Origin of the sequence: Nocardia sp. JCM 34519.1 (genome assembly GCF_020361265.1) — a bacterium.
Lineage (GTDB): Bacteria > Actinomycetota > Actinomycetes > Mycobacteriales > Mycobacteriaceae > Nocardia > Nocardia arthritidis_A.
This window is the reverse complement of sequence record NZ_JAIRBR010000002.1, coordinates 202,163-223,707: the sequence shown is the minus strand read 5'-3', so window position 1 is coordinate 223,707 and position 21,545 is coordinate 202,163. Positions and strand designations below refer to the sequence as shown.

At 66.6% G+C, this 21,545-nt stretch carries 22 protein-coding genes; 12 read left to right on the top strand and 10 right to left on the bottom strand.

Annotation, left to right across the window (positions count from 1 at the left end; translation table 11 throughout):
* Nucleotides 1-41: 41 nt before the first annotated feature.
* The 5 genes from LGY53_RS07305 to LGY53_RS07285 all read right to left on the bottom strand — a co-directional run bounded on the left by LGY53_RS07305 (nucleotide 42) and on the right by LGY53_RS07285 (nucleotide 4,835).
* Nucleotides 42-881, bottom strand: a complete 840-nt coding sequence (locus LGY53_RS07305) for an alpha/beta fold hydrolase (RefSeq protein ID WP_225725869.1) — start codon at nucleotides 879-881, stop codon at nucleotides 42-44.
* Between the two features lie 86 nt (nucleotides 882-967).
* Entirely contained in the window at nucleotides 968-1,264 is a 297-nt protein-coding gene (locus LGY53_RS07300; RefSeq protein ID WP_225725868.1) for a hypothetical protein, read from the bottom strand.
* Between the two features lie 97 nt (nucleotides 1,265-1,361).
* The gene (locus LGY53_RS07295; protein ID WP_225725867.1) at nucleotides 1,362-2,087 is read right to left on the bottom strand and encodes an amino acid ABC transporter ATP-binding protein; all 726 of its coding nucleotides are present in this window, start codon (nucleotides 2,085-2,087) and stop codon (nucleotides 1,362-1,364) included.
* Between the two features lie 2 nt (nucleotides 2,088-2,089).
* The gene (locus LGY53_RS07290; protein WP_225725866.1) at nucleotides 2,090-3,901 is read right to left on the bottom strand and encodes an ABC transporter substrate-binding protein/permease; all 1,812 of its coding nucleotides are present in this window, start codon (nucleotides 3,899-3,901) and stop codon (nucleotides 2,090-2,092) included.
* Nucleotides 3,902-4,040: 139 nt separating this feature from the next.
* A complete protein-coding gene (locus LGY53_RS07285; RefSeq protein WP_225725865.1) occupies nucleotides 4,041-4,835 on the bottom strand; it encodes an LLM class F420-dependent oxidoreductase in 795 nt (264 codons plus the stop codon).
* A gap of 201 nt (nucleotides 4,836-5,036) precedes the next feature.
* On the opposite strand from LGY53_RS07285, the gene LGY53_RS07280 reads away from it, so the two are divergent.
* A complete protein-coding gene (locus LGY53_RS07280) occupies nucleotides 5,037-6,119 on the top strand; it encodes an ABC transporter ATP-binding protein (RefSeq protein ID WP_225725864.1) in 1,083 nt (360 codons plus the stop codon).
* A gap of 90 nt (nucleotides 6,120-6,209) precedes the next feature.
* Nucleotides 6,210-6,854, top strand: coding sequence for an NADPH-dependent F420 reductase (locus tag LGY53_RS07275; RefSeq protein WP_225725863.1), 645 nt, complete (start codon nucleotides 6,210-6,212; stop codon nucleotides 6,852-6,854).
* An 11-nt stretch (nucleotides 6,855-6,865) separates the two neighbouring features.
* Here the strand turns inward: LGY53_RS07275 and LGY53_RS07270 are convergent, their stop codons facing one another.
* On the bottom strand, nucleotides 6,866-7,396 hold the full coding sequence (locus LGY53_RS07270) for a winged helix-turn-helix transcriptional regulator (protein WP_374111141.1): 531 nt from the start codon (nucleotides 7,394-7,396) through the stop codon (nucleotides 6,866-6,868).
* Between the two features lie 99 nt (nucleotides 7,397-7,495).
* On the opposite strand from LGY53_RS07270, the gene LGY53_RS07265 reads away from it, so the two are divergent.
* The 4 genes from LGY53_RS07265 (at nucleotide 7,496) to LGY53_RS07250 (ending at nucleotide 11,284) form a co-directional block, all read left to right on the top strand.
* Entirely contained in the window at nucleotides 7,496-8,665 is a 1,170-nt protein-coding gene (locus tag LGY53_RS07265) for a thiolase family protein (RefSeq protein WP_225725861.1), read from the top strand.
* A gap of 149 nt (nucleotides 8,666-8,814) precedes the next feature.
* Nucleotides 8,815-9,438, top strand: a complete 624-nt coding sequence (locus LGY53_RS07260) for a TetR/AcrR family transcriptional regulator (protein ID WP_225725860.1) — start codon at nucleotides 8,815-8,817, stop codon at nucleotides 9,436-9,438.
* Nucleotides 9,435-10,238, top strand: a complete 804-nt coding sequence (locus tag LGY53_RS07255) for an SDR family oxidoreductase (protein ID WP_225725859.1) — start codon at nucleotides 9,435-9,437, stop codon at nucleotides 10,236-10,238. The genes LGY53_RS07260 and LGY53_RS07255 overlap by 4 nt, the downstream gene beginning before the upstream one ends.
* Nucleotides 10,239-10,297: 59 nt before the next feature.
* Nucleotides 10,298-11,284 (top strand): o-succinylbenzoate synthase, encoded by a 987-nt coding sequence (locus LGY53_RS07250; RefSeq protein WP_225725858.1) that lies wholly within the window; start codon nucleotides 10,298-10,300, stop codon nucleotides 11,282-11,284.
* Nucleotides 11,285-11,378: 94 nt separating this feature from the next.
* Here the strand turns inward: LGY53_RS07250 and LGY53_RS07245 are convergent, their stop codons facing one another.
* Together LGY53_RS07245 and LGY53_RS07240 are read right to left on the bottom strand one after the other, a co-directional pair.
* Nucleotides 11,379-11,885, bottom strand: a complete 507-nt coding sequence (locus tag LGY53_RS07245; RefSeq protein ID WP_225725857.1) for a TIGR04338 family metallohydrolase — start codon at nucleotides 11,883-11,885, stop codon at nucleotides 11,379-11,381.
* The gene (locus tag LGY53_RS07240) at nucleotides 11,885-12,730 is read right to left on the bottom strand and encodes a DUF2786 domain-containing protein (RefSeq protein ID WP_225725856.1); all 846 of its coding nucleotides are present in this window, start codon (nucleotides 12,728-12,730) and stop codon (nucleotides 11,885-11,887) included. The genes LGY53_RS07245 and LGY53_RS07240 overlap by 1 nt, the downstream gene beginning before the upstream one ends.
* A gap of 124 nt (nucleotides 12,731-12,854) precedes the next feature.
* Here LGY53_RS07240 and LGY53_RS07235 point away from each other — a divergent pair, with 124 nt between their 5' ends.
* The 6 genes from LGY53_RS07235 to LGY53_RS07210 all read left to right on the top strand — a co-directional run bounded on the left by LGY53_RS07235 (nucleotide 12,855) and on the right by LGY53_RS07210 (nucleotide 19,812).
* On the top strand, nucleotides 12,855-14,147 hold the full coding sequence (locus tag LGY53_RS07235) for an ABC transporter substrate-binding protein (RefSeq protein ID WP_225725855.1): 1,293 nt from the start codon (nucleotides 12,855-12,857) through the stop codon (nucleotides 14,145-14,147).
* 50 nt (nucleotides 14,148-14,197) lie between these two features.
* The gene (locus LGY53_RS07230; protein ID WP_374111140.1) at nucleotides 14,198-15,181 is read left to right on the top strand and encodes a carbohydrate ABC transporter permease; all 984 of its coding nucleotides are present in this window, start codon (nucleotides 14,198-14,200) and stop codon (nucleotides 15,179-15,181) included.
* A 1-nt stretch (nucleotide 15,182) separates the two neighbouring features.
* Nucleotides 15,183-16,061 (top strand): carbohydrate ABC transporter permease, encoded by an 879-nt coding sequence (locus LGY53_RS07225; protein WP_225725854.1) that lies wholly within the window; start codon nucleotides 15,183-15,185, stop codon nucleotides 16,059-16,061.
* A gap of 308 nt (nucleotides 16,062-16,369) precedes the next feature.
* Complete coding sequence (locus tag LGY53_RS07220) at nucleotides 16,370-18,685, top strand: transglycosylase domain-containing protein (protein ID WP_225725853.1); 2,316 nt, start codon at nucleotides 16,370-16,372, stop codon at nucleotides 18,683-18,685.
* A 230-nt stretch (nucleotides 18,686-18,915) separates the two neighbouring features.
* Complete coding sequence (locus LGY53_RS07215) at nucleotides 18,916-19,374, top strand: GyrI-like domain-containing protein (RefSeq protein WP_167478749.1); 459 nt, start codon at nucleotides 18,916-18,918, stop codon at nucleotides 19,372-19,374.
* A gap of 9 nt (nucleotides 19,375-19,383) precedes the next feature.
* Nucleotides 19,384-19,812: a GyrI-like domain-containing protein gene (locus LGY53_RS07210; RefSeq protein WP_225725852.1), complete on the top strand. Its 429-nt coding sequence runs from the start codon at nucleotides 19,384-19,386 to the stop codon at nucleotides 19,810-19,812.
* A gap of 52 nt (nucleotides 19,813-19,864) precedes the next feature.
* Here LGY53_RS07210 and LGY53_RS07205 read toward each other — a convergent pair whose 3' ends face one another.
* Together LGY53_RS07205 and LGY53_RS07200 are read right to left on the bottom strand one after the other, a co-directional pair.
* Entirely contained in the window at nucleotides 19,865-20,956 is a 1,092-nt protein-coding gene (locus LGY53_RS07205; RefSeq protein WP_225725851.1) for an inositol-3-phosphate synthase, read from the bottom strand.
* Nucleotides 20,953-21,507 (bottom strand): PadR family transcriptional regulator, encoded by a 555-nt coding sequence (locus tag LGY53_RS07200; protein WP_167478751.1) that lies wholly within the window; start codon nucleotides 21,505-21,507, stop codon nucleotides 20,953-20,955. Before LGY53_RS07200 ends, LGY53_RS07205 begins: the two co-directional genes overlap by 4 nt.
* Nucleotides 21,508-21,545: the final 38 nt, after the last annotated feature.

Genomic DNA, 21,545 nt, shown 5'->3' with positions numbered 1-21,545 from the left:
CTCACGTCGGCAAAACCCCACTCACGCAACCGCGGTCGCGCTCACACCCGATGCGCCAGTAGATGTTCCATAATCAACCGGGTCAGCGCCTCGGGCGCCTCCTCCGGTATCCAGTGCGAGACATCCTCCAGCATCTCGAATCGGTACGGCCCGCGGACATATCCTTCCGCGGCCAGCGCGGCGGTCGACCCGACGGCGGAATCCTCGGTGCCCCAGACATATAGCGTCGGCACCTCGACCTTCCCGACCGGACCGCTCAAATGCATTGCGCGGTACCAGTTCAGCGCGGCGGTGAGCGCCTCGTGCTGCGCCAACCGGCCGACGTGCTCGTCGATCCGCTCCTGCGGAACCTTCCATTCGAAGGCCTTGCGCAGTGCGGCGCAGTCGTCGGCGAGCAGTGTCCGCTCGGCAATCCGCGGCTGCCTCAGCAGCTGCATATACGCGGACCTTTTGGCCTGATCCTCGTCCTCCGCGATGGCCTTCAGGAAGGCGGCGGGGTGCGGCACCGAAACCGCGGTGAGGCTGCGGACCCGCTCCGGCTGTTCGGCCGCGAACGCCCACGCGACGTAGGCGCCCCAATCGTGGCCGACCAAATCGAAACGCCGCCAATCGAGTTCGTCGGCGATCGCCGCGACATCACCCACCAGCTCTTCGAGCCGGTACTCGGCGATCCGTTCGGGCCGGACGCCCGGGGAGTAACCGCGCTGGTTGGGCGCCACCGCATGGCATCCGCCGCCGCCGAGCGCGGTCAACTGGAATTCCCATGCGGCGGCCGACTCCGGAAAGCCGTGCAGCAGCAGGACTTCCCGGCCGCCCGGTGCGCCCGATGACAGCGCGTCGAAAGTTCCGGCGGCCGTGGGAATGGTGATCGCTTCCAGCACGGCCCCGACTCTAACCCCTCACGCTTGTCTCGCAGATCGGCTGGGGCTCAGCCCACCCGTTGCCCGACCACCCCTCATCGAGTCGCTCAGTGCTCGTCGTAGTGGCCTTCGTGCGCCGCGTGCCGATGTCCATCGTGCAGGTAATCGACGTGATCGCCATGCCGGACCGCGGTATGACCGCACCCCGCGCCGTGCACATGGTCGTGCGCCGCGTGCTCGACGTGGCCGGTCGGCTCGCATTCGTCGTAGTGGCCGTCGTGTTCGCGGTGCAAGTGGCCGTCGTGCGCGTAGTCGATGTGGTCACCGTGCTGGACGGCGAGATGACCGCAGCCTTCGCCGTGCCGATGATCGTGTTCGGTGTGCTCTGCGTGTGCCGTAGTCATCCGGATGCCTCTTTCCGTGTGCGGACATGGGAGTCACGAACCCCGAATACCCTAACGGATGCGCATCCATGCATGTAGCTATTCGATAGCCGGTATGTCACAGCACCTGAGAGAGGAACCGCTGCAGGCGCGGCGTCTCGGCGGCGTCGAATATCGCGTCCGGCGTCCCCGTCTCGACGACCTGCCCGGCGTCCATGAACACCACCGTGTCGGAAACCGATCTGGCGAAACCCATTTCGTGCGTCACCACGATCATCGACATACCGCCCGCGGCCAGCTCGCCCATCAGCGCGAGCACACCCTTGACCAGCTCCGGATCCAGCGCCGAGGTGGCCTCGTCGAAGAACATGATCTCCGGGCGCATGGCCAGCGCCCGCGCGATGGCCACCCGCTGCTGCTGCCCGCCGGACAGATTCGACGGCCGGGTATCGGCCTTATCCCGCAGCCCGACCACCTCCAGCTGCTCCAGCGCGAGCGCCCTGGCCTCCTCCTTGGACAGGCCGCGCAGCTTGCGCGGACCGAGCGCGACATTGTCGGCCACCGTACGGTGCGGGAACAGGTTGAAGTGCTGGAACACCATTCCGATGCGCTGGCGCAGCCGATCCGGATTCTCGGTGAGCACCGACTTGCCGTCCAGCAGCACATCGCCCGCATCGGGTTCGTGCAACCGGTTCAACACCCGCAGCAGCGTCGACTTCCCGGAACCGGACGGGCCGATCACCGTCGTCGTCTTGCCCGCGTCGACATGGATATCGATACCGCGCAGCACCTGACTGCCGCCGAGCCGAAGATGCAGTCCGGTACCGGTGAGTGACGAGCTCATGGTCAGCGCCCTTCCGTGATCACGGCCTGCTCGACCGGATCGATCGGCCGATCGGGACCGGTCCGCATCCGCCGGTCGATGTAATTGACGAGGTGGGTGAGCGGAATGGTGAGCAGCAGGTACACCAACCCGGCCGCGACCAGCGGGGACAGATTGCCGGTCTGCGCGTTGAGATCCCGGCCCACCGCGAACAATTCGCGCTGGGAGGCGAGCAATCCGAGGAAGTAGATCAGTGAGGAATCCTTGATCAGCGCGATGAACTGGTTCATCAGCGCGGGCAGCACCCGGCGCACACCCTGCGGAATCACCACCAAAGTCATTGCCTGCCGGTAGCCGAAGCCGATGGCGCGGGCCGCCTCCAACTGTCCCGGCTCGACCGACTGGATACCGGAGCGGAAGATCTCCCCGATGTACGCGGAGGCGAGCAACGCCAGCGCTATCGCGCCGAGCCAGTACGGATTGTTTCCGGTGATATCGCGGACCACCGGGCCGACACCGAGTCCGATCACCAGGATGATCACCACCGCGGGCAGCCCGCGGAAGATGTCGGTGTACACCCTGGCGGGCCAGCGCAGCCAGCGAGTACGGGAGATACCCGCCACCGCGAGCAGCATGCCGAGTACGGTGCCCAGCGCGCCCGAAACAAGCGCCAGCACAAGGGTATTCGGCAAGCCGGTCTTGAAGAGATCGGGAAATGCCTTGCGGTACAACGACCAGTCGAGGAAGGTGTCCTTCAACTGCCGCAGTGTGGATTTCGGCGCCTGCTGCGCCGTATCGTCCGGCTTGTGCTGTGCCGCGATGGCCGCGAAGTCGGGGAGCTGGGGCATCGGCGCCGCCTTCGAACCGGGTTTCCAGCCGGGCGGCAGCTGCCGCGGCACCCAGTCGGCGTACAGCCGGGCATAGGTGCCGTCGGCGATCACCGCGTCCAGCCCGCTGTTCAGCGCGTCGATCAGCGGCTGGTTGTTCTTGCGCACCGCGTAGCCGACGAAATTGTCCAGGCTGAAGGTGTTCTGCGCCACCGAGGTTCCGTCACCCGGTTTGACCAGGCCCTGGGCCTGCACCGACGGCGCGACCCAGGCGTCGACCTGGCCGGACTTCAGGTTCGCGTACGCGGTGTTGTAGTCCGGGAACTTCACCGGATCCAGGTGCAGCTGATTGACCACATAGTCGTCCTGCACCGTGCCCTGTACGACGGCGATCCTGGTGCCGCGATTCAGATCCGAAAAGCCTTTGATGGCACTGCCATTCGGCAACACCAGGGAGAAGTAGCCGAAATCGTAGCCGTTGGTGAAGCCGACCAGCCTGCGGCGCTCGTCGGTGGTGGTGATGTTCGACGAGCCGACATCGAAACGCCCGCCGGCCACCTGGGATAGCAGCGGCGCGAATTCGGTACCCGAAAACTCCACTTGCAGACCGAGTTTCGCGCCGATCGCGCGCAACAGCTCGTTATCGAAACCGGTGTAGACGCCCGCCGAGTTCACGCAGATGCTCGGCGGCGCGTCGGAGATGGTGCCGACGCTGAGCTTGCCCGGCGTGCTCAGGCCGAGCTTCGAGGTGTCGACGGCGCTCAGCGGTAGCACACCGTCGGTGGTGTAGCGGTCGACGCCCGCGCCGGTCCCGGTGGCCAGATTCGTCGGTGCGGCGGAGGCGGCGGCGATGCCGGGCGGCGCGCACTGGGAGGGACCACCGCCGCCGGAGCCGCAGGCCGTCGCGGCGATACCGACGGCGAGCAGCAGCACGGCGAATATCGAACGAGACCGTGCCCGCGAACGAGAACCGGCGGAGTAAATGCGCACAGCGGGCAGACCAGCCATGATAGGTAACCCTAGCCGCCGCCCACCTGCTAATTCGCGGCAACCCCCGGTCGCCTGACCAGTCGCCCGTGACGGCGGAATCGAGATCGTCGTGATCCGAATTCCGCCGACACGGGAAAGCCGCTATCGGGCAACCGGATCAGGCCAGTCCGTTGACCGGCTCCGGGTTCACCTCGTCGCGCCAGCGAATCGCCTCCCGCACCTCGGCCAGGTCGTAATCGGGTCCGCTGACCCCGACGGTGAACAGCGACACCCCGGCCTCGTGCAGCTTCAGCGCCCGATCCGCACCCGGCCACTGCACCGACCGCTCGATCTTGGACTGATCGGCCCCGACCTGCGCGCAGTGCTCGGCCAGGATCCGATTCTTGCGCTCGAGCACCTGCAGATCGGCGAAGGCGTGCCAGATCTGGGCGTATTCCGCGACCAAACGCAGCGTCTTCTTCTCCCCGCCGCCGCCGATCAGAATCGGGATCTCCCTGGTCGGCTGCGGGTTCAGCTTTCCGAGCCGGGCCGTGAGCCGGGCCAGGTACTCCTTCAGCAGGTCCAGCCTGCTGCCCGCGGTCCCGAAGTCGTAGCCGTATTCGAGATAGTCCCGCTCGAACCACCCGGCACCGATACCGAGGATGAGCCTGCCGTCACTGATGTGGTCGACGGTGCGCGCCATATCGGCCAGCAGGTCCGGATTGCGATAGCCGCCGCCGGTGACCAGCGCGCCGATCTCCACCCGCTCGGTTTGCTCGGCGAATGCGGCGAGCATGGTCCAGCACTCGAAGTGCGCCCCGTCCGGATCGCCGGTCAGCGGGAAGAAGTGGTCCCAGTTGAAAATCACGTCGACGCCCGCGTCCTCGGCCCGCAGGACCGCGTCGCGGATGAGTCCGTACTTCGGTGCGTGCTGCGGCTGCAGCTGAACTCCGATACGAACCGGACGACTCATGAGGGCTCCTCGGCTTCGGGATCTATTTCCGGAAACGACATTAGGCCCGCCCCTCGCCGACCACCACCCCCATCGAATCACCGCGTGATGCCGAGGCGTTCGATCGGCCTGCGGGATCGGCGTCCGGCCCAGTAAGATCGCCGGAACCCTGTACTCGGATCGTCCGGCACGTTCCTGCCGGTGAATGGGATGTGATTTGTCATGGCCACAGTGACCTTCGACCGTGCGACGCGGCTCTACCCCGGCGCCACCAAACCCGCCGTCGACGCGCTGAACCTCGAGATCTCCGACGGTGAATTCCTGGTTCTGGTCGGCCCGTCCGGCTGCGGAAAGTCCACCTCGCTGCGCATGCTCGCCGGCCTGGAGGATGTCAACGACGGCCGAATCCTCATCGGCGCCAAGGACGTAACGCACGCCGAGCCCAAAGAACGCGATATCGCGATGGTGTTCCAGAACTACGCGCTCTACCCGCATATGACCGTCGCGGAGAATATGGGCTTCGCACTGAAGCTGGCCAAAGTCGCCAAGGCCGAGAAGGAAAAGCGGGTGCAGGAGGCGGCCAAACTGCTCGACCTCGAGCCGTATCTGGACCGCAAACCCAAGGCGCTGTCCGGCGGTCAGCGCCAGCGCGTCGCGATGGGCCGGGCGATCGTGCGCCAGCCGCACGTATTCCTCATGGACGAGCCGCTGTCGAACCTCGACGCGAAACTGCGCGTGCAGACCCGCACCCAGATCGCGCAGCTGCAGCGCAGGCTCGGCACCACCACCGTGTACGTCACCCACGATCAGGTCGAGGCGATGACCATGGGCGACCGGGTGGCGGTGCTGAAAGATGGTCTGCTGCAACAGTGTGCGACGCCGCGCGACCTGTACCGGGATCCGGCCAACGCCTTCGTCGCCGGGTTCATGGGTTCGCCCGCGATGAATATGTTCACGCTGCCGATCACCGACGGCTCGGTGCAACTCGGCGGGTACGCGCTGCCGGTGCCGCGCCACGTTGCCGACGCCGTGCAGGGCTCGGTGCAGGTCGGTGTGCGCCCAGAGCATCTGGAAATCGGCTCGGACGGCATCGAAATGGAGGTGGACGTGGTGGAGGAACTCGGCTCCGACGCCTACATCTACGGCCGGACCATTGCCAACGGCTCGTCCAACGGCGCCGGGGAAACCGTTGTGGCACGGGCTGATTGGCGTAACCCGCCGGCCAAGGGCACCCGGGTGCGGCTGTCGACCGATCCGGAGCACACCTACTTCTTCGACGCCGCCGACGGGCGCAGGCTGCACTGAATACGCCCACGGTGAAATGACCGCGCGGCCGGTGCCGCGTCCGTAAGCTTCGAATCTCGGTTACGCCTTTGCAGGGCAGGAGAGTTGACGATGAAGATTGCGGTACTCGGCACCGGTGAGGTCGGTAGGCGGTTGGCGGGCAAGCTCGTCCAGCTCGGACATACCGTGACGCTCGGCTCACGCACCGCCGACAATGCGGCGGCGACCGAGTGGGCCCGCGAAACCGGCGGTGGGCACGGCACTTTTGCCGATGCCGCGGCCGATGCCGAGCTGATCGTCAACGCGACCGCCGGCACGGCGTCGGTGGCCGCGCTCACCGCGGCGGGCGCGGCCACCCTGAGCGGCAAGGTGATCATCGACGTCTCGAACGGGCTCGAATTCACCAGCGGCGGACCGAAACTGGTGATTCCCGAGGCCGGGAGCGTCGCGGAGGAACTGCAGCGGGCCTTTCCGGAGGCCCGCGTGGTGAAGACGCTCAACACCATGAACAACAAGACCATGGTGGACCCGTCCCGGGTTCCCGGCCCGCACAACGTCTTCCTGAGCGGTGACGATGCGGCCGCCAAGGCCGATGTCGCCGGGTTGTTGCGGTCGTTCGGGTGGGGTTCGGAGCAGATCATCGATCTCGGCGATCTGAGCACCGCGCGCAGCACCGAACCGCTGGTCATGTTGTGGATCAACCTGTCTCGCACGTTCGGCACCGAGAACATCAACCTCGCGGTGCGGCACGACTGAGTCGAAACCCGTCATCCTTTGCGCCCCGGGGCTTTCCGCCGCGTCCGTTCCCGCATGTAGTCCTCGTTCAACCGCACACCCAGCTCCTCCAACGAAATCTCCCGTCCGCTCGCGCTGCGCACCTCGACCCGCACCGGCGCACCGGTCGACTCCTCCACCAGGAGTAGCGGCGCCGGGCCTGGCTGCAGGTATTTGTCGCCCCACTGCATCAGGGCCAGCACCACCGGTAGTAGATCGCGGCCCATTTCGGTGAGGACGTACTCATGGCGGGTGCGCTTGCCCTCCTCCTGGTACGGCTGTTTGGCGAGCAAACCGGATTCGGTCAGCTTGCGCAGCTGACTGGCAGCGGCCGCGTCGGTGATGCCGACCCGTGCGGCGAAACCGTCGAAACGTGTTGTCCCGTAATAGGCTTCGCGCAGGATCAGCAGCGCCGAGCGGGTGCCGACCAGGTCGAGCGCCTTGGCGATCGAGCATTCCACCGGTTTCCACGAACTCAGATCCGCGAGCGAGCCCTCCATCACTGCTGCCATGACGCACATCATAGCCCAGCTGACTTGCCTCAACTATTGCCAGGCGTACTCTGACTATGTGTTGATAGAGCCAGGCGAGGCGGCCCGGCTCTCGATCCGGAAGGAAACGCCATGAGAGACGCGGTGATCGTCGAGGCGGTGCGCACCCCCATCGGCAAGGGCAAGCCCAATGGCGCGCTGCACGATGTCAACGCGGTGGATCTGCTCGCGCACAGCCTGCGCGCGTTGATCGACCGCAGCGGTATCGATCCGGCGCTGGTCGACGACGTCATCGGCGGCATCGTCACCCAGGTCGGCGAGCAGGGCATGAATATGACCCGCCGGGCGGTGCTGGCCGCGGGCTTTCCGGAATCGGTGCCCGCGACGACAGTCGACCGCCAGTGCGGCAGCAGTCAGCAGGCCATCCACTTCGCCGCACAGGGCGTTATCGCCGGGGCCTACGACATCGTCATCGCGGCGGGCGTGGAATCGATGGGCCGAGTTCCGATGGGCGCCAACCTGATCGGCTCCGATGATCCGAACGGAGCCGGATTCGCCGCGCGCTATCCGCAGGGCTGGGTCGGGCAGGGCATCAGCGCCGAACTGATCGCGGCAAAATGGGGATTGACCCGGACCCAACTCGACGAGTTCGCCCTGTGGAGCCACGAAAAGGCCGCGCTGGCAACGAAAAACGGATTGTTCACCCGCGAGCTCGCGCCGATCAACGGGCTGCAGACCGATGAGGGGATCCGAGTCGGCAGCACACTGGAAACCCTCGCCGGGCTGAAGCCCGCATACTACGACCCCGCGATGGCCGAACGCTTCCCACAGATCGACTGGCGGATCACCGCGGCATCGGCCAGCCCGATCAACGACGGCAGCGCGGCGGTTCTGATCATGACCAGCGAACGCGCCGCGGAGCTCGGACTGAAGCCGCTGGCCCGGGTGCACAGTTTCGCGGTGGCCGCCGACGATCCGCTGCTGATGCTCACCGCACCAATTCCGGCCACGCGAAAGGTGTTGCGGCGGGCCGGACTTCAGCTGTCCGATATCGATCTGGTGGAGATCAACGAGGCCTTCTCCCCGGTGGTGCTGGCCTGGGCGCACGAAACCGGCGCCGATATGCGCAAGGTGAACGTCAACGGCGGCGCCATCGCCATCGGCCACCCGCTCGGCGCGTCGGGCGCACGGCTGGCCACCACTCTGGTGCACGCGATGCGCGATCGCGGCGCTCGCTACGGCCTGCAAACCATGTGCGAGGCAGGCGGTTTGGCGAACGCCACCATCTACGAACGCATTTGAGCCGCCGAGGCGCGGCGTACGGTCCATGGGCCGGACGCCGCGCCTTCGCATGTCCACGCCGAACCCAGTACGGTTCAGCACATTCCAGGCTATCAACAGTACATCTAAATTAATTAGCCATTTGTAAAATACCGCGTTACGCTGCGGATGTGCCCGCCCATCGAACCCCCGAACCCGCCGACCGTGTGCGCGATGCCGAACGCACCAAGCGCTGCCTGCTGGAGGCGGCCCTCGACGAGTTCGCCGCGCACGGTTACGCCGGAGCGCGGGTGAGCGAAATCGCCGCACGGGCGGGTGTGAACAAGCAGCTGATCACCTACTACTTCGGCGGCAAGGCCGGGCTGTACACGGCGCTACAGCAGCACTGGCAGGAGCAGGAACGCGATATCGACGATCCCGGGCTGCCGCTCGCCGATGTCGTACTGCGCTACCTCAGCCATGTGCTGCACGACCCGCGCGGCCTGCGCCTGCTCATGTGGCGCGGGCTGTCCGACGCCGAAACCCCGCCCGGTATCACCCCGATCACCGAAACCGACCTGGCCGAGGCCCGAACCCGCCAGCGGCGCGGTGAAATCGCCGCCGACCTCGACCCGGCCGCCTACCAACTCGCCATCCTCGGCATGGTCGCCGCACCGGCGCTGTTACCGGCCCAGGTGCGCACGCTCTTCGGAATCGACCCGCAGACACCGGAATTCGAACGGCACTACGGCGAACAGCTGCGCCGCATCATCTCTCATCTCGCCGAATCCAACGAACAAGGAGCACGAACATGACCTACCTGGTCACCGGCGCCGGTGGCGGCGTCGGCCGCACCGTCATCCAAACGCTGCGCTCGGCCGGAAAACCCGTGCGGGCCAGCAGCTCGCACCCGGACCGAGTTGAACTGCCGGACGGTGTCGAGCTGATCGGTCTCGACTTCACCGACCCGGACGCGGTCGCGGCCGCGCTCGACGGCGTGGACAAAGTCTTCCTGTACGCGCTGCACGAGGGCATCGAGAACTTCATCGCCGGGGCGCGGTCCGCAGGCATCGAACATATCGTGCTGCTGTCGTCGATCGCCGCGGCGAACGACCAAAACCCCATCGGCGCAAGACATCTCGTGGTCGAGCGGCCGCTGCTCGAATCGGGGCTGCCGGTGACCATCCTGCGGCCGGGCGCCTTCGCCGCCAATGCCCGGCAGTGGTTCCCTTCGATCAAGGCCGAACGCGTTGTGCGCCTTCCCTTCCCGGATCTGCAGCTCACCCCCATCCACGAGGCCGATATGGCCGATGCCGCGATCGCCGCGCTGGACGACCCGGCGCACGCGGGCAAGATCTATCCGCTCACCGGGCCCGAATCGCTGACGCACCGCCAGCAGGTCGACGCCATCGCCGCCGCGCTGGGCGAACCGGTCGAGCTGGTCGAACTGAGCTACGAGCAGGCCAAGGAGTTCTACTGGCAACCGGTGCTCGACCTGTGGGCGAAGGCGGGAACCGGACCGAGCCCGGTCGGCCCCACCGCCGAATCGGTGACCGGCAAACCGGCACGCACCTTCGCCCAGTGGGCAATCGACCACGTAGCCGAATTCCGCTGACCTGACGCTGGGCATCCGCTCCGGCCATGCGCACGGCTGCGCCCGTTAAGCTGGCGGCGATGATCGAGCCGACCGCCAGCCTCGTATACGCCGTCCCGCTGCGGACCCGCTTCCGCGGCATCACCGTGCGGGAGGGGATGCTGATCGAGGGTCCGCTCGGCTGGGGTGAATTCTGCCCGTTCCCGGAGTACGACGATCGGGAGGCGGCGGGCTGGCTGGCCACCGCGCTCGAACAGATCGCCGTCGGGTGGCCGGAGCCGGTGCGCGACCGGATTCCGGTCAATTGCACGGTGCCCGCGGTGGATCCGGAGCGCGCGCACGCCATCGTCACCGGTTCGGGCTGCCGCACCGCCAAGGTGAAGATCGCCGACCACCCGGATTCGCTGTCCGAGGATCTGGCCCGGGTCGAGGCGGTCAGGGATGCGCTGGGACCAGCCGGTGCGGTCCGGGTGGATGCCAACGCGGTGTGGGATGTCGAAACCGCGGTCGCCAATATCCGGGAAATCGACCGGGCCGCAGGCGGTTTGGAATACGTCGAGCAACCATGCCGCACCATCGATGAACTCGCGGAGGTGCGTCGCCGGGTGGATGTCCGCATCGCCGCCGACGAATCCATCCGTCGCGCGGAGGATCCGCTGCGGGTCGCGGTGGCGGGCGCCGCCGATATCGCGGTTATCAAATGCACGCCGCTGGGCGGGGTTCGGCGCGCCCTCCGGGTGGCGGCAGCGGCCGGACTGCCCTGCGTCGTCTCCTCGGCGTTGGAGACCAGCGTCGGGCTGGCCGCGCAACTGGCGCTGGCCGCGGCGCTGCCCGAACTCGAATTCGCCTGCGGCCTGGGCACTTTATCCCTGTTCACCGGTGATCTGGTGACCGACTCCCTGCGCCAGGTCGATGGCTACCTCACCGTGCCACGCACCGCCCCGACCCCCGACCCTGGCCTGATCGAGAAGTACCGTCATCCCGATCCCGAGCGAGTCGACTGGTGGCACCGGCGACTGAACCGGGTGCTCCCGCTCGCCCAAGAAATCCTGCTTCCGGCAAAGTAGCCGAACAGTCGCGTGACGCAATGCCATTCCGCTTCCCGACAGAGCGGCAATGGACTCGACAGACCGGTCCGGCCGAAACCGAATGGCACGCGGATCAACCGATCTCCACCCCGCACCCGAGCATCGTGGTGCGCAGCAGCAGCGCGGCCTCCGGCCCGATCACGCCATCGACCAATTCGAGATACCGCGAACAGAATTCGGGCCCGTGCGGGGCGACCCCGGCGGGATCCGGCTCCAGGTGATGGGTCAGCTCGTGCAGCACGACGAGTTCCCGTAGCGCCCAGGCGGTTCCGCCGGAGTGCAACGGGACGGCGAGCACCCCATCGGCCGTCTCGTAGTGCGCCGCCGTCGCACCGGCGCGAGCGCGCACCCGAACCGTTACCGCGGCCCGCTCCCATTGCGCCCGAACCCAATTCAAGGCCAACACCTTGTCGGCGTAGCTCTGCACCGACGCGACCGACGCGAACCGGCGCTCGATCGGCAAGGTCAGCTGCGAACCGTACAGCTCGACGGTGCGGTTGCCGTATTCGTCGGCCCGATCGAAAACCCCACGTACCAACTGTTCGGCGTCATACACCTTGGCGCGCTGCGCATCCCGCACTACCCGTCGCTCCCCGACGTCAATTGTCCCCTGGCGGAACCGAGTTCGGGCGCATTTCCCAATCGCGCCGCCTTGCCCGCCCGGTCACCGGCTCGCCGCGCCGCCGCCGAATGCCCCGCCGACGCGGCCGGTCCGCGCCAGGTGCCCCGCGCCTCCGAGGTGCTCCGATAGAAGTCGGTGAGCTCGATCTCCTTGTTGCGCAAGGCGAGTGCGGTGCCGGTCGATCCGGCGGCCTCGGGCACCGCCTCCGCCTCGACCTCGGCCTTCACCTCGGCCAACCGCTTGCCGATGCGCGCGGCGAAGGCCATCTGGAAGTTGAGCCGTGCCGTCACCGCCGCCACCGGCGCCTGCACCCGCCGCTCAACCGTTCTGCCCCAACGCCTTTCGACAACGATCTTCTCGACGGTCGCGGACCGGTACTGCCCGGATTTGATGTAATGATCCGAGGCTCTGACCATCTGCACGAGCAGGCTGGTGTAAAGCGCCTCGCACGTATCGATATCGGAATCGAATCCGTACGCGTAGACCTGGGTCGAGGTGCGGGCAACATCACAGCGCACGTCGTTCGCGTGCGCGATGGCCACGAAAAGCTGGACGTAGGTTCGCAATCCCTTCTTGCCCGGCTCACCGATCGGGATCACCCGCTGCACCGGCGTCGGCCGCCGCTCCCGGCCCGCGACGTGCGCACGCGCCACCGCCAGGTCGATCGACGACCGGGTGGCGAGCCGTTGCGCCGCCGCGAGAAACGCCTCGGCCTCGTGCTCGTTATCGGTCGATTCGGCCTGGCGCAAGAGCCCGCCGATGCGGGTGAGCATCCGGTCGGGAACCGCGTTGGGCGAAGTCATCGACAGCCAGATTAGCCAGACTTTCCAGTGCAATTCCGACAAGGCAGATGAACACCATGTATCTTGCCTTGTGCACCGGCATTGGGTGTGCTGCTGCTCACGTCTCGATACTGGAGAGTTCGCGATGGCCTTGAAGAAGTCCCTACGTTGGTCGCACGTACCGCGAGTCGCGGGTGTGGTGGCCGCGGCGGCGTTGTTGACGCCGATGTTCACCGCCTGCTCCAGCAACAGCGGCGGAAACCCGCAGAGCCAGAACCTGAACGACCGCGGCCCGATCACCTATGTGGAGGGCAAGGACACCACCGAAACCGGTGCTGTCAAACAGCTCATCGAGCGCTGGAACGCCGCGCATCCGAGCGAGCAGGTGACGTTCAAGGAGCAGTCGAACGACGCCTCGCAGCAGTACGACGACCTGGTCGAGCACATGCGCTCCAAGCAGTCCAGCTACGACGTCGTCGCGCTCGACGTGCCGTGGACCGCGGAGTTCGCGGCCAAGGGCTGGATCCAGCCGCTGAAGGACAATTTCTCGATCGACACCTCGGCGCTGCTGCAGCCGCCGGTCACCAGTGCCACCTACAACGGCACGCTGTACGCCGCGCCGCGGAACACCAACGGCGGCCTGCTGTACTACCGCAAGGACCTGGTGCCGACCCCGCCGAAGACCTGGAAGGAAATGCTCGGCGACTGCCAGATCGCACAGCAGCACAATATCGGCTGCTACGCAGGGCAATTCGCGTCCTACGAGGGTCTGACGGTGAATGTCGCCGAGGTGATCAACGCATTCGGCGGCAGCTTCGTCGGTCCCGACGGCCGCAAGCCGACGGTGAACAGCCAGCAGTCCAAGAACGGGCTGAAGACGCTGGTCGACGCGTACAAGAACGGCGACATCCCCAAGGAAGCCATCACCTACAAGGAGCCGGAGAGCCAGGACGCCTTCGAACAGGGCAAGCTGCTGTTCCTGCGCACCTGGCCGAGCTTCTACGGCCCGGCCGGTAGCGATGCCTCCGCGGTGAAGGACAAGTTCGGCGTCGCGCCGCTGCCCGGCGAGAACGGCGTCGGCGCCTCGACGCTCGGCGGCTACAACGCGGCCATCAGCGTGTACTCCAAGCACAAGGCGACGGCGCTGGACTTCCTGCGCTTCCTGATCAGTGAGGACGCCCAGCACATCGTCGCGACCGGCGCACTGCCCTCGGTGCGCGCATCGCAGTACGACGACCCGGCCCTCATCGCCAAGATGCCGTACCTGCCTGCGCTCAAGGAGTCGATCGCCAGCGCCGTTCCGCGCCCGGTCACCCCGTTCTACTCGGCCGTTTCGAAGGCCATCCAGGACAATGCCTATGCGGCACTGCAGGGCACCAAATCGGTCGACGACGCCATCACCGGAATGGAAAAGGGCATTTCGGCGGCGGGATCGTAAGCTGACGGAATGATCAGCGGACCCGACCAACCCGTAGGAGAGAGATAACGGTGTCGGATCCTTCGGGAACGGCGTCACGCGCGTCGGCATTTGTTTTGGAACTGCGGCGCTCGGGCCGGGCATGGCTTTTCGTGACGCCGGTGCTCATCGCGCTGGCCGTCGTGGTCGGCTACCCGGTCGCCCGGGCGATCTGGATGTCCTTCCAGAAGGACTCCGGACTCGATCAGGCGACCGGGATGTTCGTCGAGGGCGGCAGCGCCGGCTTCTCGAACTACACCCACTGGCTGCTGCAGCAATGCCAGGTCGCGGGTGAGACGACGTCCTGCCCGACCGGCAATCTCGGTTCGGCGTTCTGGTCCTCGATCGGCGTCACCCTGCTGTTCGCGGTGGTCACGGTGACGCTGGAGGCCACCATCGGCCTCGGCATGGCGATGATCATGGGTAAGACCTTCCGCGGCCGGGCGCTGCTGCGCGCCGCGGTGCTCATCCCATGGGCCATCCCGACCGCGGTGACCGCGCGGTTGTGGGAGTTCATGTTCCAGTACAACGGCGTGGTGAACCGGGTGCTCGGTACGCACATCCTGTGGACGACAGACCCGTTCTTCTCGCGGGTCGCGGTGATCGTCGCCGACGTGTGGAAGACCACCCCGTTCATGGCGCTGCTGATTCTGGCGGGCCTGCAGGTGATTCCGGGCGACGTGTACGAGGCGGCCAGGGTGGACGGCGCCTCGGCCTGGCAGCGGTTCACCCAGATCACCCTGCCGCTGTTGAAACCCGCGCTGCTGGTCGCGGTGCTGTTCCGCACGATGGACGCGCTGCGGCTGTACGACCTGCCCGCGATCATGACGCTGGGCAATCCGAGCACCCGCACCGTTTCGATCCTGGTCGTCGATCAGGTGCGGCAGGGCCCGAACAGCGCGGCGGCACTGTCCACCCTCACCTTCCTGATGATCTTCGCGGTGGCCTTCGTGCTGGTGAAGGTCTTGGGCGCGAACGCCGTCCGGACCCAGGAAGCGCAGCGGGAGGCGCACTGATATGACCACGACCACCGCCGAACCCACTGTCGCGCAGTCGATTCCGTGGACCAAGCGACTCGGTTCGCTGCGCGTCTACGTCGGCGCGCTGATCATCCTGGTGTGGGGGCTCGGGCCGTTCTACTGGATGGCCGTCACCGCGTTCCGCGACGAGGCGTACACCTTCGACAACACGCCGTGGCCGACCCACCTCACCTGGGCCAACTTCAGCAATGCCTTCGACACCAGCCGCGGCAACAACTTCGGCAAGGCGCTGATCAACAGCCTGATCATCGGATCGATCACCACCGCCATCGCGCTGCTGGTCGGTGTCATGGCGGCATATGCGTTGGCGCGCATCGGATTCCGCGGCAAGTACCTGGTGTCCGGGCTGATCCTGAGCGCATCGATGTTCCCGGTGGTCGTGCTGGTGACCCCGCTGTTCCAGCTGTTCACCGACCTCGGCTGGATCGGCCAGTACCAGGCGATGATCATTCCGAACATCTCGTTCGTACTGCCGATGACCGTCTACGTACTGTCCTCGTTCTTCTCCGAACTGCCGTGGGAGCTCGAGGAGGCGGCGCGCATCGATGGTGCGAGCAAGCTGCAGGCCTTCCGGCTGGTGATGCTGCCGCTGGCCGCGCCCGCCATATTCACAACGGCCATCCTGGCTTTCATCGCCGCGGTGAACGAGTACCTGCTCTCGCGGCTGCTGTCCAACGACCGGACCGAACCGGTGACCGTCGCGATCGCCCGGTTCTCCGGCAACGATCCGCACGCCATCCCATATGCGGCGATCATGGCGGCGGGCACCATGGTCACGGTGCCGCTGGTGATCATGGTGCTGCTGTTCCAGCGCCGCATCATCTCCGGTTTGACCGCCGGTGGCGTGAAGAGCTGACCAGCCCCTACCGAACGCCGGAATCCGCTGTGCGCAGCGGATTCCGGCGTTCGTCGTTCGTGCGGACCGGCACGGAAGCGACATTTCCGGCGAGTATGTGAAAACACGGTGACCGCCGCGCAGCGGTGTTAACATCGCCGGTCGGCTCCGAGCGGTAAAGTCGAGCGCATCGTGCCCTGAATTGGCGTAAATGTTTCCGTCCAGGTGAGTTTTACCGACGCTCCGGAGGGAGATCAGGTCGTGAACGAGCTTGCGAGCGAACCATCGACGCGGCGTGTCGCGCGCCCGAACGCCGGCGAGGTGGGGTCGTGAGTTCGTTCCGCAAGCGGCGCGACCGCGGACAGCACGGTGCCAGGGGCACACCGGACAATACGTTCGTCACCAGTTGGAACGCGCGGTCCACCTCGCGCGCGAGTCGGCGGCGGAATACCGGTTCGGCCAAGGCTTCTCGCTACCCCACGGAATCGCGACCGGCCTGGCCCGGTCCGCAGCAGGCCCGCTGGAGCGGCACCCGGCCCGGCGCATCGCCGCGTCCCGGGACGGCCCGGCCGCGGCGCAGTCGCGGCGAACGCATCCGCCGCCTGACGCTCGCCCTATTCATCATCTTCGTGGCATTGCCCGCACTGCTTTTCGTGCTGGTCTACTGGAGCGCCGAGATACCCGATCCGGCCTCGGTGCAGACCAATCAGATCGCCACCATCCTGGCCGCCGACGGCACCACGGTGATCGCGAAAGTCGTTCCGCCGGAAGGTAACCGCACCCCGGTCCCGTTGAGCGACGTCCCGCAGCCGGTCCGCGACGCGGTCATCGCCGCGGAGGACCGCAATTTCTATGGCAATCCGGGCTATTCGACCACCGGCTTCCTGCGCGCGGCCCGGGACAACCTGCTCGGCCGCGAGGACGCGGGCGGCGGTTCCACCATCACCCAGCAGTACGTCAAGAACGCCTTCCTCGGCTCCGAGCGCACGCTGACGCGCAAGATGCGTGAGCTGATCATCGCCGCCAAGATGGCGCGGCAGTGGAGTAAGGACGACATACTCGCCGCCTACCTCAACACCATCTATTACGGTCGCGGCGCGTACGGCATCGCCGCCGCCGCGAAATCCTATTTCGGCAAACCGGTCCCGCAACTCACCGTCGGCGAGGGCGCGATGCTGGCCGCGCTCATCCGCACCCCGTCGATCCTGGATCCGGAGACCCACCTGTCCGATCTGCAGGCACGCTGGCGGTATGTGCTCGATGCCATGGTCGAGATGGGCAAACTTTCGCCGGCGGATCGCGATGCCACCACCTTCCCGCAGGTCGTCCCGATCACCGAGGTGGCCGACGACAATATCGCGCACGGCCCGGAGGGGTTGATCCGCACCAAGGTGGTTCGCGAACTGCGCGCCTCCGGCATCAGCGAGCGCGAACTCGACACCGGCGCACTGCAGATCACCACCACCATCGACGCCAAGGCACAGCAGGCCGCGCTCGGCGCGGTGCACGACCGGCTCGACGGGCAGCCGCCCGAGTTGCGCGCCGCGGTGGTGTCGATCGACCCGCGCTCCGGCGCGGTGCGCGCCTACTTCGGCGGCTACGACGGAACGGGTTACGACTACGCGCAGGCCCCGCTGCAGACCGGGTCGGCGTTCAAGGTGTTCGCGGTAATCGCGGCGCTACAGCAGAACATTCCGCTGTCCAGGGTGATCGACAGTTCGCCGGTTACCGATCGCGGCACCAAGATCACCAATGTGGACGGCGAATCCTGCGGCCGGTGCACCATGGCCGAGGCGCTGAAGCGCTCGCTGAACACCAGCTTCTACCGGCTCACCATGTCGATGTTCGACGGTCCGAAGGCGATCGCCGACGCCGCGCATCAGGCGGGTATCCCGAAGCAGATCCCCGGCGTCGCCGGGGAGACGCTCACCGAGAACGGCGAACATCCGCTCAATGGAATCGTGTTGGGCCAGTACCTCGTTCGGCCGATCGATATGGCGTCGGCCTACGCGACCATCGCCGCCTCCGGCGTCTACCACGAGCCGTACTTCGTGCAGCGGGTGGTCACCGGTGACGGCCGGGTGCTGCTCGATCGCGGCGAGGGCCAGATCGGCGAGCAACTGCCGCAGGGCCAGCAGCGCATCCCGAAACCGGTCGCGGAGAACACCATTCAGGCGATGACGCCGATCGCGGCCTATTCGAACGGACATCAGCTGGCGGGCGGGCGACCATCGGCCGCCAAGACCGGCACCACCCAGCTCGGCGACTCGGACCGCAACAAGGACGCCTGGATGGTCGGCTTCACGCCATCGCTGTCCACCGCGGTCTGGATCGGCACCGAACACTCGCAACCGATCCGCACCGCCCGCGGCGGCGATATCTACGGATCCGGCATGCCGAGCGATATTTGGAAGCAGACGATGGACGGCGCGCTCGACGGCACCCCCATCGAACAGTTCCCGGCGCCCGCACCGGTCGCCGGTCAGGCCGGGTTGCCGAAACAACCATCCGGCAGCGGCCCATACGACATCCTCAACCCGCCGCCACCGCAGCAGCGAGAGCCGGTCGTCATAATTCCACCTACGACGGCACCCCCGAAACAGGTGGAAATCTTCCCCGGGCTGAGCATTCCGGTGCCGGGCTGACCGTGATTCCGACCACCTCGACCACAGGGAACGGATGACATGGCAGCATCGTTTGCCAGAGTGCGCAAATCAGACCGGGCCGACGCCGCCGCGGCGACATCGATGCGGAAGGATAGACGCACGAGCGACGACAGCGGCGCGAACGACAGGCCAGGAGGCGGTACCTGCGTAGCCAGGAAAGGCCAGGGAGCGCCGCCGATGCAGACAGACGAGACATAGGGGCTACGCCGGTGGATTTCAATGTCGTTGACCAACCCGAGACGCTGGTTGCCGGGACCGTGCTCCGCAGCCCGGCGCTTGCGGTCGAGGGACCGCGGCGCGCGAAGGTGGAGGAGGCGTGGAAGCGCAATCTCGCGCGCAGCCTGCCCGGCCCGCCGACCACCGCATATGTCGATCACGCGCCGGAAATCAACTCGTATCTGACCCATATCGTCGGCTACCGCTGCCGCAGCCTCGACGACCTGCTGCCGGGTGATGTGCTGGCCAGGGTGCCCGCGGGCCGGTTCGCCCGGTTCATCGCCAGCGGCGAGAATCTGGGCGACACCATCGTCAGCGTGTGGCGGGCGGTGTGGGACGCCGAGGCGGCGGGCCGCTTCGTGCGCGCGTACACCGGCGACTGGGAGCACTATCCCGAGGCGAAGACCGTCGAGGTCTTCGTGGCGTTGGCGGACGATCAGGTCGACGGGTAGGAACGGACTGTGGTGGACTTCGAAATCGTCACATTGGACGAAAGCCTGATCGCCGGACTCACCGTCCCGCTCGCGGGCCGTGAGGTGACCGCACGCGACCTGGACCTGGTGAACTTCACCTGGGATCGCTACCTGGCGCGGGAGAAGACCGTGCCGAGGGTGGCCGCCTACATCGGCCAGAACGATCATGCGGTCGCGGTACTCGGCTACGAGGTGAAGGGGCTGGACGACCTCGACCCCGGCGATGTGCTGACCCGCATCCCCACCGGCCGCTACGCCAAATTCGTCGTCTCCGACAAGCCGTACGATCTGCTGCGCACCGCATGGGCGCAGGTCGCCAAGGCGGAGAGCGCGGGCACCATCACCCGGTCGCACACCGCGGAGATCGAGCGCTACACCGGACCGACCTCGGTCGAGGTGTACGTCTCACTGGACTGAATACGGATCGGCCCCGGAAAACCAAGGTTTTCCGGGGCCTGTTCCGCAGAACCTACTCGGCTCCCACGATGAACGCCTCGAGCTGAGCCCGGGCGATATCGTCGGCGAGCTGCTGCGGCGGGGACTTCATCAGGTAGGCCGAGGCCGGGAGGACGGGGCCGCCGATGCCGCGGTCCTTGGCGATCTTGGCCGCGCGCACCGCGTCGATGATGATGCCCGCCGAATTCGGCGAATCCCACACCTCGAGCTTGTACTCCAGGTTGAGCGGCACGTCACCGAAGGCGCGGCCCTCCAACCGGACATAGGCCCACTTGCGGTCGTCGAGCCAGCCGACGTGATCGGACGGGCCGATGTGCACGTCGTTGGCGCCGAGCTCCTTCTTCAGGTTGCTGGTGACCGCCTGGGTCTTGGAGATCTTCTTGGACTCCAGCCGCTCGCGCTCGAGCATGTTCTTGAAGTCCATATTGCCGCCGACGTTCAGCTGCATGGTGCGGTCGAGCTGCACGCCGCGATCCTCGAACAGCTTGGCCATGACGCGGTGGGTGATGGTGGCGCCGACCTGGCTCTTGATGTCGTCACCGACGATGGGAACGCCTGCCGCGCGGAACTTTTCGGCCCACACCGGATCGGAGGCGATGAACACCGGCAGCGCGTTGACGAAGGCGACGCCCGCGTCGATGGCGCACTGGGCGTAGAACTTGTCGGCCTCCTCGGAACCCACCGGCAGGTAGGACACCAGCACGTCGACCTTCGCGTCCTTCAGGACCTGCACCACGTCGACCGGCTCGGCCTCGGACAGCTCGATGGTTTCGGCGTAGTACTTGCCGATGCCGTCGAGGGTCGGGCCGCGCTGCACGACGACGTCGGCGGGCGGCACATCGGAGATCTTGATGGTGTTGTTCTCGCTGGCGAAGATGGCCTCGGCGAGGTCGAAGCCGACCTTCTTGGCGTCGACGTCGAATGCGGCGACGAATTTCACGTCGCGCACATGGTAGGGGCCGAACTTCACGTGCATCAGGCCGGGCACGGTGGTCTTCTCGTCGGCGTCGCGGTAGTACTGCACACCCTGAACCAGGGACGAGGCGCAGTTGCCGACACCGACGATGGCCACCCGCACTTCGGTGGTGTTCTCGAGATCACTCATGGCCGATATTTCCCTCTTTCTGTGGTGCCGCCTTCGTCGATTGCTTGCTCTGCCGCAATCAACTCGTTGAGCCAGCGCACTTCGCGCTCGCTTGATTCCAGTCCGAGCTGATGGAGCTGGCGGGTGTAGCGATCCAGCGAGCCGCTGGCTCGTTTGATGGCCTCCCGCAACCCTTCTCGGCGCTCCTCGACCTGCCGCCGCCTGCCCTCGAGAATCCGCATCCGCGCCTCGGCGGGGGTGCGGCTGAAGAAGGCCAGGTGAACGCCGAAGCCGTCATCGGTGTAGTTCTGCGGGCCGGTGTCGGCGAGCAGCTCCTTGAATCGCTCCTGTCCGGCCGGTGTCAGTTGGTAGACCCGCCTGGCCCGGCGGGTGATACCGGGGGTGTTCTCCTCGTCGATCAACCCGTCGGCCTGCATGCGGCGCAGCGTCGGGTAGAGCGAGCCGTAGGAGAAGGCCCGAAACGGTCCGAGCAGGCCGGTGAGCCGCTTGCGCAGCTCATAACCGTGCATGGGCGCTTCGAGGAGCAGCCCGAGGATTGCCAGCTCGAGCACCGGGCGTCACCCCCTGACTATTGAACGGACCTAACGGT